Source organism: Streptomyces sp. PsTaAH-137 (assembly GCF_003259365.1).
In the GTDB taxonomy this organism is placed as follows: Bacteria; Actinomycetota; Actinomycetes; order Streptomycetales; family Streptomycetaceae; genus Streptomyces.
The window spans coordinates 44,476-61,213 of sequence record NZ_QLLY01000015.1 but is presented as its reverse complement, the minus strand read 5'-3'; the positions used below and the strand labels follow the sequence as shown (position 1 = coordinate 61,213).

Sequence of the window (16,738 nt, the reverse complement as noted above, 5' to 3'; positions counted from 1 at the left end):
CCCGGGGCCGAGCGGCCGGGTGGTGATGGGGACGAGGCGAAGGGACCCGACGGGACGTGAGCGAGAATCAGAACCTCCTCGCTGAGCAGCGCCGCGCTCTGATCCTCGACGAGGTCCGGCGCCGCGGCGGCGTCCGGGTCAACGAGCTGACGAGGAAGCTCGGCGTCTCCGACATGACGGTCCGGCGGGACCTGGACGCGCTGGCCCGCCAGGGTGTGCTGGAGAAGGTGCACGGCGGCGCGGTCCCGGTCGTCGAGGCGAGCAGTCACGAGCCGGGCTTCGAGGCCAAGTCGGGCCTGGAGCTGACGGCCAAGGAGGACATCGCGCGGGCGGCGGCGCCGCTGGCCGCGCCCGGTACGGCGATCGCGCTGTCCGGGGGTACGACGACGTACGCGCTGGCGCAGCGCCTGATCGACGTGCCGGACCTGACGGTGGTGACCAACTCGGTGCGGGTGGCGGACGTGTTCCACGTCGCGCAGCGCACCGCGGGGACCCGGCAGGGCGCGGCGACGGTGGTCCTCACCGGTGGGGTGCGCACGCCGTCCGACTCGCTGGTGGGGCCGGTGGCCGACCAGGCGATCGCGGCACTCCACTTCGACGTGCTGTTCCTCGGGGTGCACGGGATAAGCCCGGAAGCGGGCCTGTCGACGCCGAATCTGGCGGAGGCGGAGACCAACAGGCGCCTGGTGCAGTCCGCGCGGCGGGTGGTCGTGCTCGCCGACCACACCAAGTGGGGGACGGTGGGCCTCAGTTCGTTCGCCGCCCTCGATCAGGTGGACACGCTGGTGACGGACGCGGGGCTGCCGGTCGACGCCCGCACAGAGATCTCCGAGCACATGCGGCTGGTCGTGGCCGGTGACCCCGATTCCGCTCCGGGTGGTGCAGACATCTGACGGGCCGCCAGCTATGGTGACCGTACCCGGTCAACTGGTCTAATCCTGCTGCCCGTTGGGCCGGCCCGGCGCCTGTATCGTCGTCCTGCTTGGGGGCTGAGCGCTCATGGCACGTCATCTTCTCCCGGTCGGTCTCGACTTCATCGAGACCGCTCCCCTGCGACTGGTGTTCGCCCGCGAGGTGGCCGCGCCGCCCGCCGCCGTGTACCGGGCGCTGGCGGAGGACGTCGAGGGCTGGCCGCAGTGGTTCTCCGCGGTGACCCTGGCGCGGCCGGCCGAGGCCGGGGCGGACGGGCCGCGGCGGGAGATACGGCTCAAGGGCGGCGGGCGGTTCCTGGAGACGATCGTGGCCGCGCGGCCCGACGAGGTCTACGCGTACCGGGTCGACGAGGCCAACGCGCCGGGGGTGCGGGCCCTCCTGGAGGAGTGGCGGATCACGCCGGTGCCCGGCGGTTCGCGGGTGCAGTGGACGTTCGCCGCCGACGGGGCCGCGCTGTTCCTGGCGGGCGTGAAGGTGGGGCGTTCCGGTCTCGGCCGGGCGTTCCGGGACGCGGTGGCGAAGCTGGAGCGGCGGCTGGCCACCGCCGCCGCGTGACGTCGGGGACCGGAACTCAGGCCTCCGAGGCGCTCGACGTGAGCAGCCTGTTGATCGCCTCCAGGTACGGCGTCACGTCCAGGCCCTGTTCCGCCAGCCACTGGTCCGAGTAGTACTTGTCCAGGTAGCGGTCGCCCGGGTCGCACAGCAGGGTGACCACGCTGCCCCTGCGGCCCTCGGCGACCATCTCCGCGACGATCTTCAGGGCGCTCCACAGGCCCGTACCGGTCGAGCCGCCCGCCTTGCGGCCGATGGTGACCTCCAGGGCGCGAACGGCGGCGACGCTGGCCGCGTCGGGGACCTTCATCATGCGGTCGATCGCGCCGGGCACGAAGCTCGGCTCCATGCGCGGGCGGCCGATGCCCTCGATGCGGGAGCCGCAGTCGCTGGTGGCGTCCGGGTCGTTCGTCGTCCAGCCCTCGAAGAAGCAGGAGTTCTCCGGGTCGGCGACGCAGATGCGGGTGTCGTGCTGCATGTAGTGGACGTAGCGCGCGAGGGTCGCCGAGGTGCCTCCGGTGCCGGCCGTGGCGACGATCCAGGCCGGGCAGGGGTAGCGCTCCAGCTCCATCTGCCGGTAGATCGACTCGGCGATGTTGTTGTTGCCGCGCCAGTCCGTCGCCCGCTCCGCGTAGGTGAACTGGTCCATGTAGTGGCCGCCGGTACGCGCCGCGAGGGCGGCCGCCTCCTCGTACATCGTCCTGGAGTCGTCGACGAAGTGGCACTGCCCGCCGTGGAATTCGATCAGTCGGCACTTCTCGGCACTCGTCGTACGCGGCATCACCGCAATGAAGGGGACCCCGACGAGCTTGGCGAAGTACGCCTCCGACACCGCGGTCGAGCCACTGGACGCCTCGATCACCGGGCGGTCCGGGCGGATCCAGCCGTTGCACAGACCGTAGAGGAAGAGCGAGCGCGCGAGGCGGTGCTTGAGGCTTCCGGTGGGGTGGGTCGACTCGTCCTTCAGATAGAGGTCGATGCCCCAGTGCTCGGGAAGCGGGAAGCGGAGCAGGTGGGTGTCGGCCGAGCGGTTGCTGTCGGCCTGAACCTTGCGCACTGCTTCTTTCAGCCAGCTCCGGTAGCCGGGATCCGTGTGGTCGACGTCCAGCGTCGGCATCGGCTCCGCGGGCGGGCGCCCGTCCCCGGTGCGGCCTTGATCGACGGTGCTCACCACGCGGCTCCTTCGCTTCGTTCCGAGCGTCCGCTCCGACGGGACCCCCCGAAGAGGCGTCGAAGAAACCGCTGCCGGGTCGGTCGAACGTGACCGGACGCCTCGATCATAGACACCTTCCACACGCTTCTCACCTGCATAAACGCATCTTTGGGAGCCTCAAAGGCACGCCTGGCCCCATGGGCGGGAAGGCGTGGGGAGGGGGCGCGAAATCCGTTTGCGCCCACTGCTTCACGCCGCGTCCACATGCACACTGGTGCTCCTGGCCCGGTGCGTGCAGACTGCACCGCACCAACGCACTCAGAGGGGGCGACGCGGCATGACGGAGCCGGAGTTCACGGCGACGGGCGTGCGGATCGGGCGCCGTCTGCGCTCACTGACCCGGGCCGGACAGGTCCGGATCACGGGCGGCAGGCTGGAACTGCTCACGAGCTACGGCAGCGAGATAGACAGCGCGCCACTGGGCGAAGTCCGCGCGGGCAAGCCCTGGTTCGGCTCCGACGACCGCGCGACCGCCGACGTCGACGGCAGGCGCTACCTGCTGCGGCTCGGCGGCGGTCACACCGGGGACGCCGGACCGCCCGCGGCCCGCCGCTTCATCGACGCCGTGCGCAAGGCGACGGGGCGCGCGACGTAGGGTCGCCGACCGCCCGCACGCCTCCCTCATCGCTCACCGGAGCACGAGCGTCACCGGCCGAAGTTGCACGCCCGCACCCCCTGGGTCACGCTGGTCACACATCACTACTCAGGGTTTACCGGCGATGACGCTGCGAACCAGCCCGCCGGACACTGCAGCGGGCGACCCTGTCACACCGCGGTCGCTCCGCTCGATCCGATCTCGTCTTCTTCCGGACTCAATTCGGGGAGTCGCAGCCGTGATCAGCCAGCCGAGCAGGCATTGCACGGTGGAGCTTCAAGCCCTGCCGTCGCGGATCGGCCAGGTCCGCAGAATCGTATCGGCGCAGTTGCGCTACTGGCATCTGGATCCATTGATCGACCTGGCGGCGCTCGGGATCACCGAGCTCCTCACCAACGTCCACCGGCACGCCGAGCCGGACAAGCTGTGCACCGTGGAGATCGAGCTCTTCCGCAACTGCCTCACCCTGTCGGTGCGCGACCACGACCCCCGGCTTCCGGAGGTGCGTGACGCGGAGGCGCTCGCGACCTGCGGGCGGGGGCTCGCGATGGTCGCCTCGGTGAGCGAGAGCTGGGGGGTCAGGCCGCACCTCGACGGCGGCAAGGTCGTGTGGTTCGCCCTGTCCGTGCCGTCGCCCGCGGTGGCGCTGCCCACGGTCCCGGTGTACGCGACAGCGGCCGCGCTCCGCGCCGAAGCGCCCCAGCATGCTCCCGCCCGGTCGGCCGTCGCAGGCTGACCGGGCGGTGATCACTTGCCGGGCGCCCTCCTGGGGCGCCCGGCCTCGTCCGCCGGGCCCGACCGGGCCTCCGCGTCGACTCAGCACCCGCTCGTCCGCCGGGCTCGACCCGGCGGACGAGCGGGTGCTTTCGCCTGGAGTGAGGGCGGGCGTGTCGACGCTCCGCACCCTTCGGCGTCACCCGCGCACAGGAGCCCGGTTCACCCGTTCGGCCTACGCGGGGAGGATCACCCGCCTGCGTCTCCCGGCCCGCAATCACGGCCCGAACGGCGTCCCCCCGGATCTTTTCGCTACAGCAAGTGAAGCCCCTTGTTGCGCGCCCTCCGGATTCCACGCGCCATGGAGACAAGGCACATGGTCAAGCCGGTGGCGCCCAGCCGCCCCCATGTCCCGGAGGGAGTGATCACGCATGACGCAGGGCGAGATCAACAACCCCGATGCCCTTGTCGGGCTCACCGCGTACGACCGCACCGGGGAGAAGATCGGCAGCGTCGAGCGGGTCTACCTGGACGACCGGACCGGCAAGCCGGGCTGGGCGACGGTCAAGACCGGCCTCTTCGGTATGAAGGAGACCTTCGTTCCGCTCAGCGGAGCGTCCCGCACCGACGAGCGGCTCCAGGTGATGTACACCAAGGAGGCCGTCAAGGACGCGCCCCGCGTCGACGCCGACCAGCACCTGAGCGAGGCCGAGCAGCAGGAGCTGTACGCGCACTACGGGCTGACCAGGCCCACCGCCGGTACCGGCGGGAACCGTCCCGAGCGTCCGGCCGCCGCTCCGGACCTCCGGGGCACGGCCGGTGCGGCGGGAGCCGCCGGCGCGGCCTCCGGCTACGCCACCGGCGAGTCCACAGGACGGCACGCCGCCGGTGCCCGCGAGCCCGCGATGCGCGGCGCCGCCGACGTCCCGGAGAAGGAGACGGAGACGGAGCTCATCCGCTCCGAGGAACGGCTCCGCGTCGGCGTCGAGAACCAGGAGGTCGGCCACGCGCACCTGCGCAAGGTGGTCGAGACCGAGGACGTGACCACGTCGGTTCCGCTGTCCCACGAAGAGGTCCGCGTGGTGCGTGAGCCGATCACCGAGGCCGACGCGAAGCGCGCCACGATCGGCGAGGCGGAGACCGAGGTGACGCTGCACGCCGAGCGTGCCGTCGTCAGCAAGGAGACCGTGCCGGTGGAGCGCGTCCGTCTGGAGACGGAGAAGGTGACGGAGACCAAGGAGGTCTCCGACACCGTGCGCAAGGAGCGGATCGAGTACGACGACCCGAAGAGCGAGCGCGGCATGCCCGGCGAGGGCAAGTCCGGGCGGGGCGGCCCCCGCCACTGACACCCTGCCGACGGGTGGGCCCGGCCGTGGCGGCCGGGCCCACTGTCGTCGCGTCGCGAGCGGTCAGAGCGCCGCGCCCTTGCCGCCGGCGGCGGTGCGCCCGAACTCCTCGTTGAGGACGGAGAGCCGGCGCCAGTACTCGTCCTCGTCGATCTCTCCGGCCGCGAACCGGCGGCCCAGCACGGCGATCGGCGACCGCTCGTCGACCGCGGGTCCGGGGCGCCACGGACCGCGGCGTCCGCGCCATACGGTGCGGCGCAGCAGCGTGACGACGGCGACCGCCACGGCCGCCCAGACCAGCGGGAAGAGCAGGAACCAGGGGCCCGGACCGCCGCCGGGACCGAACTGCGCGAGGGTCTGCATCGGAATCGTCTCCCTTGGGTGTTCTCGTGATGGTTCGAGCCTCCCGCCGGGAGGGGGTCCGCGTCGTCGTACGGCCGGCGGTCGTAGGCGTACCCCCGCAGGAGTACGGCCGCTCCACCGCGGCCGGACCTTGCCCTCTGTAACTACTAGTATGTACGGTACGCTCATGAGCACTCAGGAACGGCTGATCGAGACCACGCGCGAGCTGCTGTGGGAGCGCGGTTACGTGGGCACGAGCCCGAAGGCGATCCTGCAGCGTGCGGGCGTCGGGCAGGGCAGCATGTACCACCACTTCACCGGCAAGCAGGACCTGGCGCTCGCCGCGATCCGCCGCACCGGCGAGGAGATGCGGGCGACCGTCGACCGGCTGCTCGACGCGGACGGTCCGGCGTACGACCGCGTCGCGGCCTACCTGCTGCGCGAGCGTGACGTGCTGCGCGGCTGCCCGGTCGGGCGGCTGACGATGGACCCGGACGTGATCGCCGACGACGAGCTGCACGGCCCGGTCGAGGAGACGATCGCGTACGTGAGGGCCCGGCTCGCCGATGTCGTCCAAGAGGGCGTGGACAGCGGCGAGTTCGCCTCGCATCTGGTGCCGCGCGAGATCGCGGCGGCCGTCGTGGCGACGGTGCAGGGCGGATACGTCCTGGCGCGTGCCTCCGGCGGGACGGACGCCTTCGACGCGGGCGTACGCGGTCTGCTCTCCCTCCTGAAGCCCTCCCCCGCTCCCCCTTCCCCTGCCCCGACGGCCTGAGGACTCCCCGTGCACATCACCCGCAACCGCCCCGACTCGCGGCAGGGGCCGGCCGAGAACTTCACGGGCACGGTCTGGCTGGACGAGATCGCGGCGCCCGCCGCTCCGTCCCGGCTGCGCCTGTTCAACGTCCACTTCGCGCCCGGCGCGCACACCGCCTGGCACACCCATCCGCACGGCCAGGTGCTGCACGTCCTGGAGGGCGAGGGCCGGGTGCAGCGCAAGGCCGGTGCGGTGGAGGTGATCCGGGCGGGCGACACGGTCTGGATCGAGCCGGACGAGTGGCACTGGCACGGCGCCGGACCCGGGACGTTCATGACGCATCTGGCCGCGGTCGAGGCCGCCGAGGACGGGACGACGACCTGCTGGGGTACGCACGTCGACGACGCCGATGCCCACCCCGCGGACTGAGAGGCGTACGACCGTGCACGCGATGCAGTACGAGATCACACTCCCCGCCGACTACGACATGGACATCATCCGTGAACGGGTCGCGAGCAAGGGGCACTTGCTCGACGACTTCCCCGGGCTCGGCGTCAAGACGTATCTGATGCGGGAGCGCGGTGTGCTGGGTTCGCCGGTGAACCAGTACGCGCCGTTCTACCTCTGGAACACCGAGTCGGGGATGAACTCCTTCTTGTGGGGCGCCGGTTTCCAGGGCATCGTGCGGGACTTCGGGCGGCCCGTCGTGCAGCACTGGAACGGAGTCGCGTACGCGGAGGGGGTCGCGCCGGACGCGCGGGCCCGGGTCGCCGTGCGCGAGCGGAAGCCGATCACGGAGACTTCCTCGCTGCCCGCTCTGGTGGCTGGCCTGACGCGCGAGACGGCCGAACTGGCTGCCGAGGAGGGGGTGTTGTTCGCTGCCGCCGGGATCGATCCCCGTACCTGGGAGCTGCTGAGGTTCTCCGTCCGGGAGCACGCGGAGCCCGGTGCACCTGGTACGTCCGGTGACATCTTTCAGGTTCTGCACGTCTCGCAGCCCGAGCGTGACCGGCTTCCGAAGGGAAACCAGTGGTGAACTCCGCATCGGCGGTCGTGCGCGGTGTCCAGGGAGACATCGCTCCGGGGCAGTTGGGCGTGGTCGACGCCCATGACCACCTGTTCTTCCGCAGTCCGCTGCTGTCCGGGCAGGAGTTGGACGACGTCGGACTGGCGCGGCAGGAGCTGGCCGCGTACGCGGCCGTGGGCGGCGGCACCGTCGTGCAGTGGACGCCGTACGGGCTCGGGCGGCGGGCCGCGGAGCTGCCCGCCCTCGCGGAGGCGACCGGTGTGCGGATCGTCGCCGCGACGGGGATGCACCAATCCGCGCACTACGCACCGGAGTTGCTCGCCGCGCGGAAGACCGATCTGGCCGAGCTGTTCGTGCGCGAGCTGACCGAGGGCATCGGCGGCAGCGGTGTGCGGGCCGGGCTGATCAAGGTGGCGGGCGGCTTCCACGCGCTGGACGCGCACGCCCGCTGGACCATGCGCGCCGCGGCCGAGGCGCATCACGCGACCGGGGCGCCGATCGCGGTCCATCATGAGCTGGGGACGGGCGCGCTGGTCGTACTCGACCTGCTCTGCGAGGAGTTGGAGGTGCCGGCGCACCGGATTCTGCTCGGTCATCTGAACCGCTCCCCCGACTTCGTGGTCCAGCGCGACGCAGCGCGTTCGGGTGCTTATCTGGCCTTCGACGGGCCGTCGCGGGCCAACCACGCGACGGACTGGCGGATGCCGGACGCGATGGCGGCGCTCGCCGAGGCCGGGTTCGCACACCGGCTGCTGCTCGGCGGCGACACGACGACCGCCGGGGCGCGGTCGGTGAGCGGCGGGCCCGGGATGCCGTACCTGCTGCGCCGGGTGCGTCCGCGGCTCACCGAGGCCCTGGGCAAGGACGTCGTCGAGCAGGTGCTCGTCACCAATCCGGCGGCGGCCTTCGCTGTGGAGTGGCGCTGAGCGGATCGGGGCCGGCGCCGTCTTTCCCGGCCGCGCCGGTCACTTCGCGGTGAGGGCTCCGAGCGGGTCGTCGAGCACCGGCTGCCAGGCCAGCTCGGCGGCTCCCACCAGGCTGTTGTGGTCGAGCGTGCAGGCCAGGATGGGGACGCCTCCGCTGCGGCCCCACAGACTGCGGTCGGCCACGACGGCGCGCAGGCGTTCGGGGGCGGCGTCCAGGAGGGCGCGGTGCAGGCCGCCGAGGATGATCCGGTCCGGGTTGAGGAGGTTGACGAGACCCGCGAGTCCCAGGCCGAGCCGGTCGACGAGTGCCTCGGTGGCGGTGCGGACGGCGGGGTCGTCCTTCGCCGTGAGCAGCAGTTCGCGCGCCTGGTTCAGCAGCGAGCCGTCGGCGTCGGGGGTGCGGCCCGCCGCGGTGAGGAAGGCGAGCGGGTCGGTCTCGACGTCCAGGCAGCCGCGGCTGCCGCAGTGGCAGGGGCGGCCCTCCGGGTTGACGGTGAGGTGGCCGACCTCCAGGGCCAGTCCCGAACTGCCGGTGTGCAGATGCCCGTCGAGGACGAGGGCGCCGCCGACGCCGCGGTGTCCGGTGGCGACGCAGAGCAGGTCGCGGGCACCGCGTCCCGCGCCGTGCCGGTGCTCGGCGAGCGCGCCCAGGTTGACGTCGTTCGCGGCGAACGCGGGGATGTCCAGGCCGGCCTCGCGCACGCAGTCGGCGAAGATCTCGCGGACCGGCGAGCCGACGGGCCAGGCCAGGTGCAGCGGGTTGAGGGCGGTGCCGTCGGGTTCGGCGACGGCCGAGGGGACGGCGAGGCCCGCGCCGACGCAGACCCGGCCGCTGGTCTCCAGGAGCCGAACTCCGGCCTCCACCACGGCACGCAGGACGTCCGCCGGATCGGGGTCGATGATCGCGCAGCCCGGTGTGGTGGCGACGACCCGGCCGCCGAGCCCGACGAGCGCCACCCGGTAGCCGTCCGAGTGGACCTGCGCCGCGAGCGCGGCCGGGCCGTCCTCGGCGACCGAGAGGCGGTGCGAGGGGCGGCCCTGGGAGCCGGCGGCGGCGCTCGGCCGGGCGTCGATCCTGATCAGTCCGAGGGCTTCCAGTTCGGCGGCGACCGCGCCCGCCGTGGCACGGGTCACGCCGAGTTCGGCGGTGAGGACGGCGCGGGTCGGCGCGCGTCCGGTGTGGACGAGTTCGAGCGCGGGACCGAGGGCGCTGCGGCCCCGCTCCAGACGCGGTGGCCGCGCGGTGCCCGTGCCCGTCGTCTGGCTCCCGGTTCCGGAGGCCGCCCTGCCGCCCATCAGCAACTCCTCGCCCTGATCACGGTCTGGAATGGTAGCCGGTGAACGGCCGTTCCCTCACTCCGTGTGGTCACAGGCCGCTGACGCGTAGCGTGATGTTGAGCCGCCCGCGCAGGCCGAGCCCGGCGGGGGCGGTGCCCGGGTGGACGCGGGGCACGCCGTGGAAGGCGAGGCGTGCCGGGCCGCCGAAGACGAACAGGTCGCCGCTGTGCAGGTCGACGTCCGTGTACGGCTTCGTCCGTGTCCGCGTGTTCCCGAACCGGAAGACGCAGGTGTCGCCGAGGCTGAGCGAGACGACCGGCTCCTCGGACGTCTCGTCGCGGTCCTGGTGCATGCCCATCCGGGCCTGCTCGTCGTAGTAGTTGATGAGCGCGATGTCGTACACGGCGTCGGGCGATCGTCCGAAGGCGTCGGAGACGGCCCGTGCGCCGAGCTCGGCCAGTTCCTTCGGCATGGGTTTGACGGGGGCGCCGTCCCCGTCGACGGCGGTGCGGGTGTAGCCGCGCGGCGTCCAGTGCCAGCCGAGCCCGACCTGGCGCGCGCTCATCCGTCCGCCGCCGGGGGTGCGGACCGTGCGCAGGCCGGCGGGCGGCCGGGCCCAGGCACGGCAGGCGGTGAGCAGGTCGCGCTGGCGTGCCGGGTCCAGCCAGTCGGGGAGGTGGACGGCGCCCGGGGCGACCTCGCGCCGCTCCCGCGGGAACAGACCGCTCACTACGTCCCCACCTGCCTTTCTCGCGCCCCTACGCTCCGGGGGCGGCGTCTCTCGATCCGTTCCAGCGTAGGCGGACGTCGAGGTGGGTGCTGGCCTTGGCGGTGCTGATGATGGCGCCGAGCGACGCGTCGAGGGTCACGCCGAAGGAGACCTCGATCTCGTCGGGGCGCTCGGCGTGGGCGCGGAACTCGGAGATCACCTCGGCGGCGGCGGAGGTGATCGGGGCGAGGGCGGTGCGCAGCGACCGCTGGGCGCGGCGCAGCCCGTCGCCGGTTCCGACGGTGCCGGAGCCCTGGCGGGGCGCGGAGACGAGGACGGTGGTCTCTCCGTCGGCGAGTACGAACTGCACGGCTTCTGACGACACGGGACTCCTCGGGAGGCGGTGAACGGATGGGTTCGGAACGGTCAGCCGGGGCCGGAGCAGATGTCTCCCTGGGGCACCTGTTCGGCGCCGAGGCTCGTCTGGACCTGTTGCAGGCGGTCCATCAGCTTCGATACGTCCCCGCCCTCGTCGGCGTAGTCGAGGACGGCCCGGTAGAAGGCGGCGGCGGTGTCGGGGCTCATCATGTCGGCGGCGCCGAAGCAGAGCGGGTGGCCGGAGGCGGGTTTCAGCAGTGCGGCGATCCGCTGCTGGACGGCGTTGCGGTAGACGATGCCGTCGGTCCGGGCGGAGAACGCGGCCGAGCCCGCCGCGTCGACCCAGGTCTGCTGGGCCCGCGCGCCGGACAGGTAGTGGACGAAATCGCGTGCGGCGGGGTTGTCGTCCGTGAACATGCCGATGAAGTCGCCCGAGACCTCCAGCGGGGCGTGGGCGGCGGGCGCGACGAAGTCGAAGCGGGGTTCCTTCCGGAGTGCGGCCGCGAGGGCGGAGCGTGCGCCGTGGGCGAGCCGGCAGTCCGGTTTCCTCGCGGCCATGGCCTGGGTCGCCTCGGTGAAGCCGGCTTCGGATGCCTTCTTGAGCGTGGCCGTGCCCACGAGGTCGCGCCACCGGGTCCAGGCGCGGGTGATCGCGGAGTCGGTCCACGGCAGGCGGCCCGCGGCCCAGCTCGCGTACGCCCGGGTGCCCGCGTCGGCGAGCACGATGTCGGCGATCCAGTCGGCGCCTGGCCACCCGGAGGTCGGGCCGGAGGCGAGGCCGAGACACCAGTCGAGGCGGCCTTCTCTGACGAAGGTGTGCAGCGCGTCGGTCGACCGGGTGCGGGGCGTGTCCGTGGTCTCGGTGTCGTACCAGACGAGGCTCTTGACGTCGATCTTGACCGGGACGGCGTAGGTGGCGCCGTCGACCTGGGCCAGACCCCGGAACGGCTCCAGGTACGCGCCCGGGTCGACGGTCCTCGCGTCGAGCGGTTCGAGGTCGGGCGCCGAGCCGCGCACGTAGTGGGCGATCGCGGCGGGGCTCGGCAGGACGGCGAGGTCGGGCGGGGCGTCGGCGGCGACGGCGGCGTCGAGCTGTTGGGTGAGCGCGCGGGTGACCTGGACGTCGACCTGGATGCCGGTGTCGTGCTCGAAGTCCTCGACGACGGAGTAGAAGGCGCCGAACTCGTCCTGCGCGGTCCAGGGCACCATCACCGTCACATGCCGGTCTCCGGAGCCCGCGCAGGCGGTCAGGACCGCCAACAGGGCCAGGGCGGTGAGGAGTTGGACCAGTCGGGCAACGGCCGTGCGCCGTCCGGGCGTTGTCATGGGCGCGGGTACCTGTACTCGGCGAGGCGGGACCGGTGGGCGAGGTGGTTGAGGACACCGGCGCCGACGAGCGCGAGGAGGACGAGCGTCATGGTGACCGGATGGCCGGCGGCCGGGTGGAGGGCGAGGCGCGCCTCGTCCCACAGGGTCAGTCCCACCGAGACGCCGGTGACCGCCAGGGTGACGGCGAGGGTGGCGACCAGATATCCGTTGACCGGGCGGCGGAAGTGGACCGCGAGGATCCGTGCGGTGGCGCAGCACAGGATCAGCATCAGGAGCGGCGGAGCGAGGGCGAGGCCCCAGAGCTGGACGGGATCGAGCCAGCCCGCGTCGCGCTGGCGGGCCAGACCGGCGTTCTGGAGGTCCTGGAGGTCCTCGATGGAGGCGCGCAGACCGCCGGTGCCCGGGACCTCCCGGCCGGTGCCGGGGTCGCGCAGGCGTGCTGCCGTCAGCGTGGCGCGGGCGCTCTCGACGCCGGCCGGGCCGCTGTGCGAGTAGTCGCTCACCGCCGTGTTGATCAGCTGCTGGCAGATGAGGAGCTTGCCCTGGACGAACTGGAACTGGGCGCGTCCGGTCGCCCCTGCCGCGTTGCCCTGGGTGGCGGCGGTGAGCAGGGTTCCGATGCGCGCGGTGGTGTTGGCGAACTCCGCGCCCGGTCCGGTCAGTTGGATCTGGCCGGTTCCGACCGCCTCGTCCAGGGCCCGGTCCGCCGCACCGACCGCCTTGCCCGCCTCCTGGAGCTGGTCGCCGGCCGCCTTGCTGTGCCGGACGGTGGTGACCTCCTGTCCGCCCTGGGTGGCTGTCACGAGATAGACGACGGCGGTCGCGCACACGGTCGCCAGCAGACCCGCGCGCAGGAGACGCAGGATCCGGACGGGGTGCGCGGTGCGCAGGGACCGCCAGGTCTCGGCGATCAGGGCGCGCCGACCACGCGCCGTGGTCCCGGTGGCCGTGGCGGTCATGCGCGGCTTCCGCCGTCGACGCTCCGGCCGCACGCCTCGCAGAACCTGGCGCCGGGCGTCGGCAGGACCGCCCGGCAGTGCGGGCAGTGTGCGGGGCCGTCGGCCGGACCGGCGGTGACGGAGTCGACCGGCGGAACTCCGGGGTCGGCATCGGACAGGGCCCCGCGCGGCACACCGGTCGGGACACCGGTCCGGGTGGAGTCGAGGGCCAGGCGCTGCATCTCCGCGCGTGTCACCGTGCGCCGCAGGACCAGCCGGCCGTCCGCGTTCCGCTCCGCGACGGCCCGCAGCTCCGCCGCCTTCTGTGTCTGGCCGAGTTCGCCGGCCAGGTCGAGCGCCGTCCTCAACTCCCGGTCGGCGCGGCCGAGGTCGCCGGAGGCGTAGGCGTCGGTGCAGGCGCGCATCGCCATGCCCAGGGCGCGGATCCGCTCCACCCGGGTGAGTTCGGGGGATCCGGTCGCCGGGCCGGCCGGCACCGACCGTCGCCGTACGTCCAAGGGGACGGTCGGCATCAGCGCCACCCGCCCCGCCGAGCCGCTCCGTTCGGCGTGCAGAGTGATCCAGGCGGCCCGCAGATCCGTGTCGAGAGGTACCCGGGCGGGGTCGAGGCGCAAGGTGAGCTGGTACTGGCGCAGCCCGGGCGACCAGGCACCGAGCGGAATGTGGAACCCCTCCTCGTACGGCTGCTGCTGACCGGTGAGGTCGGCTTCCACGGGGGCGGTCTGGCGCACCCTGTCCAGGGTGAACAGCTCGCTGAAGCGCAGGCCGAGATAGACGCGGGGGACGACGACGCGCCGGGCCTCGCTCATGAGGGCCTGGAAGTCGGCCGTGAGGTCCGTGATGTCGAGGACGGCCGCGGACGAGCCGTGCAACGCCTGCGCGATGCGGTGGAGTTCGCGGTACTCCCAGTCGCCGCCGAGACCGCGTACGTCGCAGACGAACCGGTCGGTGCAGGAGTCGAGGACGGCGTCGAGCTGTTCACGGGTCTCGTGCTCGTCCTTGCCGTCGGTGTAGAGCACCGCGTGCCGTACGCCGTCGACGGCGGCGGCGTCGAAGAGGCGGCGGGCGCACTCCAGCCAGCTGCCGATCCTGGTGCCGCCCTGGGCGCGCACGGCGCGTACGGCGGCCTTGGCCTCGCGTCTGCGGGCCTCGTCGGCGGGGAGCGGGCGGCGGCAGTCGGGCGGGTGCACGACGCGGGCCTCGTGGTCGCCCGCGACGACGGCGAACAGGGTCCCGTCGCGCAGGGTGTCGATCGCCGCGCACACGGCGCGCTTGGCCTCGTCGAGCCTGCCCGGTCCCGACATGGACAACGACCGGTCCATGATGAGTACTTCGGCGGTGGCCGGCGCGCTCCCGGCTCCGGCCTCGGCGGCGTCCGGACCGCGGGCGTGCACGGTGATGAGCGCGTCGGCGCGCTCGGCGTCGCGGCTCAGGTCCCCCGGTGCGTGCAGCTCCATGGTGAAGTCCAGCGCCGCACGTGGTAAGTCCCCCATCGGTCTCTCACGACTCCCTCGTCACGGCCATCGGCCGCCTGTGTCGTGTGTGTCCTGTGCGGACCAAGGGAGCGTAGCCCGTCCGTTCACGTTGCGGAACGGAAGTGCCGCTCATTGTTGCCTTTTGCATGGGTCCGTGGTCTGGTCCCTGCGTACCAGGGCCACTTCCGATCGGGGCGCAGCTCGTTGGCGAGGTCGACCAGGGCGTAGAAGTCCCGCTCGTTCGGGCAGTGCCGGGCGAGGCCGCGGATCGCGTCGGAGAGGGCGAGGCGGTCCTCGGTGCGCAGGTACTCGGCGTACGCCGACTCGGCGGCCAGGGAGGCCCGTTCGGCCTCGACGAGTCCGAGGCCCGCCGGGATCCGGGGCACCGCCGCTTCCGGCCGCTCCAGCGAGAGCCGGAAGCCCGCGATGTGGGCCTCGCGCGCGAAGCGGAACTCCTGCGCCAGTCCTTCGACGATGCCGGCCGCCGCGGCCGGCCCGTCGGCGCGGTGGGTGATCCTGGCGAGGCCGAACCCGGCCGCGCCGAGGGCGGGGCTGGTGGTGAGGACGGTGCTGTAGTGCGTGGTGGCGAGGGCGGCGTCTCCGGAGCGTTCGGCGCACAGGCCGAGCACGAGCTGCGGGACGAGTTCGCCGGGGAGCGCGGCGCGCACCTGGGTGAAGTGCGAGGTGGACCGGGCCAGTTCGTCGTCGCGCAGGGCGATGAGTCCGCGGTACCAGTGGGTGAGCCAGTGGTCGGCGGGCAGCGGTACCCGGTCGAGGACCGCCGCCGCGTCCGCGGGTTCACCGGCCCGCAACAGCTTGCGGCACACGTCCAGTTCGCCCTGCACCGTGGTGGTGACGTCGGTGTCGTCGGGGTCGTGGACCGGCATCGGCAGGGCCGCCGCCACCTCCCACGGCCCGGGAGCCCGGAAGAGAGGCGGCAGCGTCAGCCGCACCGGGCCGTCGGGGGCGGGCCGCTCCACCGTCGCCCGCACCCAGTCGCCGAGGGGCCGGGGCGCGCCGATGCCGCCGTGCAGCGCCTCGGGCATCGGGCCGAACAGCGCGGAGGCGCGGGTGACGCGGCGGCCGGTCTCGGGCGCCGCCACGACCTGGCGGACGACTCCGCTGAGCTGCTCGCCGAACTGCCGTGCCGACGTGAACCGCTGTCGGGGCCCGCCGCTGTGCACGGACCGGTCCAGGAGCAGCCGGAGGGACTGCACGCCGGGGGCGGAGGATTCCTTGGTCAGCTCGTGGGAGGTCTCCGCGAGGGTCATGCCGAGGCCGTACAGGTCGAAGCCGGGGGTGGGTCCGTCGGTGTACTCGGCGTCGCCCGGGGGCGGTGCGTACCGCTCGGTGTACTCGGAGAGCGGCGCCGTGTCGGTGACCGAGCGCACCGCGCCGAAGTCGATGAGCCGGACCCGGTCGAGGGCGCCGGAGGGCGCGGTCTCCGCGAAGCGGATGATGTTCAGCGGTTTGACGTCGCAGTGCAGCAGGCCGCGCGCGTGCAGGTAGTCGAGGGCCTGGAGCAGGCGCAGGCCGTGGGCGAGGAACGTCGCGAGCCGGTCGCCGGGGGCCGCTTGCAGTGCCTGGCCCGGCAGGTATTCGAGGACCAGGTAGGTGCGGTCGTGCTCCTCCTCGTAGCCGAGGATGCGGACGATGGCGTCGTGCCGCAGGCCGACGAGGACGTCGCGTTCCCGGTCGGAAGCGGCCAGTGCGGTGCGCAGTTCCTTCAGGACGACGTCGGTCTTGAGGTTGCGGTCGTACGCGAGGTAGGCGACGCCGTACGAGCCCTGGCCGAGCAGTCGGCGCACCTCGTAGCGGCCGGCGATGAGGAGGCCCGCGACGTGGGTGAAGTCGAAGCGGGTGCCGCACCGGGCGCAGAACCCGAAGATCCGTCCGGGGCTGCCGTCCACACTGCGTCCGACGGGCCGGCCGCAGCCGGGGTTGTGGCAGTAGCGGTGTTCCTCCGCGACGGGGCCGCTCTCCGGCCGAGGCTCCCGTGCCGGGGCGGCGCCGGGGCCGTCGGGGAGCCGGGTGTCGTCGACGAGCGCGAGTCCGTACCAGGGGTCGGGCCGCACCTGGGCGACGCCGGTGCTCGCCCCTGCGGCCCGGGCGGGCGGCAGCGCCTTGCGGCCGCAGGCCGGGCAGTAGCCGTCCGCGTCGAGGGTGCCGCGCCCGCATCCGGGGCGGTTGCATCGGGTCATGGCC

18 protein-coding genes are annotated in these 16,738 nt (G+C 73.0%); 9 read left to right on the top strand and 9 right to left on the bottom strand.

The window, feature by feature from the left end; genetic code table 11:
• The first annotated feature begins 56 nt into the window (after window positions 1-56).
• Together K377_RS29090 and K377_RS29085 are read left to right on the top strand one after the other, a co-directional pair.
• Window positions 57-893, top strand: coding sequence for a DeoR/GlpR family DNA-binding transcription regulator (locus K377_RS29090; protein ID WP_111666538.1), 837 nt, complete (start codon window positions 57-59; stop codon window positions 891-893).
• A gap of 106 nt (window positions 894-999) precedes the next feature.
• Window positions 1,000-1,488, top strand: a complete 489-nt coding sequence (locus K377_RS29085; protein WP_111666537.1) for an SRPBCC family protein — start codon at window positions 1,000-1,002, stop codon at window positions 1,486-1,488.
• Between the two features lie 16 nt (window positions 1,489-1,504).
• Here the strand turns inward: K377_RS29085 and K377_RS29080 are convergent, their stop codons facing one another.
• The gene (locus K377_RS29080; RefSeq protein ID WP_111666691.1) at window positions 1,505-2,602 is read right to left on the bottom strand and encodes a PLP-dependent cysteine synthase family protein; all 1,098 of its coding nucleotides are present in this window, start codon (window positions 2,600-2,602) and stop codon (window positions 1,505-1,507) included.
• Window positions 2,603-2,975: 373 nt separating this feature from the next.
• On the opposite strand from K377_RS29080, the gene K377_RS29075 reads away from it, so the two are divergent.
• The 3 genes from K377_RS29075 (at window position 2,976) to K377_RS29065 (ending at window position 5,353) form a co-directional block, all read left to right on the top strand.
• Window positions 2,976-3,293 carry a hypothetical protein gene (locus K377_RS29075; RefSeq protein WP_111666536.1) on the top strand — a complete coding sequence of 106 codons (318 nt, stop codon included), beginning with the start codon at window positions 2,976-2,978 and terminating at the stop codon, window positions 3,291-3,293.
• 238 nt (window positions 3,294-3,531) lie between these two features.
• Window positions 3,532-4,029, top strand: coding sequence for an ATP-binding protein (locus tag K377_RS29070; protein WP_111666535.1), 498 nt, complete (start codon window positions 3,532-3,534; stop codon window positions 4,027-4,029).
• 409 nt (window positions 4,030-4,438) lie between these two features.
• Complete coding sequence (locus tag K377_RS29065; RefSeq protein ID WP_111666534.1) at window positions 4,439-5,353, top strand: PRC and DUF2382 domain-containing protein; 915 nt, start codon at window positions 4,439-4,441, stop codon at window positions 5,351-5,353.
• 63 nt (window positions 5,354-5,416) lie between these two features.
• Here K377_RS29065 and K377_RS29060 read toward each other — a convergent pair whose 3' ends face one another.
• Window positions 5,417-5,716 carry an SHOCT domain-containing protein gene (locus K377_RS29060; protein ID WP_111666533.1) on the bottom strand — a complete coding sequence of 100 codons (300 nt, stop codon included), beginning with the start codon at window positions 5,714-5,716 and terminating at the stop codon, window positions 5,417-5,419.
• A 151-nt stretch (window positions 5,717-5,867) separates the two neighbouring features.
• Between K377_RS29060 and K377_RS29055 the strand changes: the two genes are divergently transcribed.
• From K377_RS29055 to K377_RS29040, 4 genes are read left to right on the top strand one after another with little or no spacing between them, the layout of a single operon-like run.
• Window positions 5,868-6,470, top strand: coding sequence for a TetR/AcrR family transcriptional regulator (locus K377_RS29055; RefSeq protein ID WP_111666532.1), 603 nt, complete (start codon window positions 5,868-5,870; stop codon window positions 6,468-6,470).
• 9 nt (window positions 6,471-6,479) lie between these two features.
• A complete protein-coding gene (locus tag K377_RS29050; protein ID WP_111666531.1) occupies window positions 6,480-6,881 on the top strand; it encodes a cupin domain-containing protein in 402 nt (133 codons plus the stop codon).
• Between the two features lie 13 nt (window positions 6,882-6,894).
• Window positions 6,895-7,488, top strand: coding sequence for a DUF4865 family protein (locus K377_RS29045; protein WP_111666530.1), 594 nt, complete (start codon window positions 6,895-6,897; stop codon window positions 7,486-7,488).
• On the top strand, window positions 7,485-8,405 hold the full coding sequence (locus tag K377_RS29040) for a phosphotriesterase (RefSeq protein ID WP_111666690.1): 921 nt from the start codon (window positions 7,485-7,487) through the stop codon (window positions 8,403-8,405). Before K377_RS29045 ends, K377_RS29040 begins: the two co-directional genes overlap by 4 nt.
• Before the next feature lie 39 nt (window positions 8,406-8,444).
• Here K377_RS29040 and K377_RS29035 read toward each other — a convergent pair whose 3' ends face one another.
• From K377_RS29035 to K377_RS29010, 7 genes are all read right to left on the bottom strand, one after another.
• A complete protein-coding gene (locus K377_RS29035) occupies window positions 8,445-9,701 on the bottom strand; it encodes an ROK family protein (protein WP_237551938.1) in 1,257 nt (418 codons plus the stop codon).
• A gap of 70 nt (window positions 9,702-9,771) precedes the next feature.
• Window positions 9,772-10,413 (bottom strand): alpha-ketoglutarate-dependent dioxygenase AlkB, encoded by a 642-nt coding sequence (locus K377_RS29030; protein ID WP_111666529.1) that lies wholly within the window; start codon window positions 10,411-10,413, stop codon window positions 9,772-9,774.
• Between the two features lie 28 nt (window positions 10,414-10,441).
• Entirely contained in the window at window positions 10,442-10,777 is a 336-nt protein-coding gene (locus K377_RS29025) for a CU044_2847 family protein (protein ID WP_146614769.1), read from the bottom strand.
• A gap of 41 nt (window positions 10,778-10,818) precedes the next feature.
• Window positions 10,819-12,096 carry an extracellular solute-binding protein gene (locus tag K377_RS41400; RefSeq protein WP_146614768.1) on the bottom strand — a complete coding sequence of 426 codons (1,278 nt, stop codon included), beginning with the start codon at window positions 12,094-12,096 and terminating at the stop codon, window positions 10,819-10,821.
• Window positions 12,093-13,058, bottom strand: a complete 966-nt coding sequence (locus tag K377_RS41395) for a hypothetical protein (protein ID WP_146614767.1) — start codon at window positions 13,056-13,058, stop codon at window positions 12,093-12,095. Before K377_RS41395 ends, K377_RS41400 begins: the two co-directional genes overlap by 4 nt.
• Complete coding sequence (locus K377_RS29015; protein WP_111666527.1) at window positions 13,055-14,551, bottom strand: VWA domain-containing protein; 1,497 nt, start codon at window positions 14,549-14,551, stop codon at window positions 13,055-13,057. The genes K377_RS41395 and K377_RS29015 overlap by 4 nt, the downstream gene beginning before the upstream one ends.
• Window positions 14,552-14,637: 86 nt before the next feature.
• Window positions 14,638-16,734 carry a tetratricopeptide repeat protein gene (locus K377_RS29010; RefSeq protein WP_111666526.1) on the bottom strand — a complete coding sequence of 699 codons (2,097 nt, stop codon included), beginning with the start codon at window positions 16,732-16,734 and terminating at the stop codon, window positions 14,638-14,640.
• Between the last annotated feature and the right edge of the window lie 4 nt (window positions 16,735-16,738).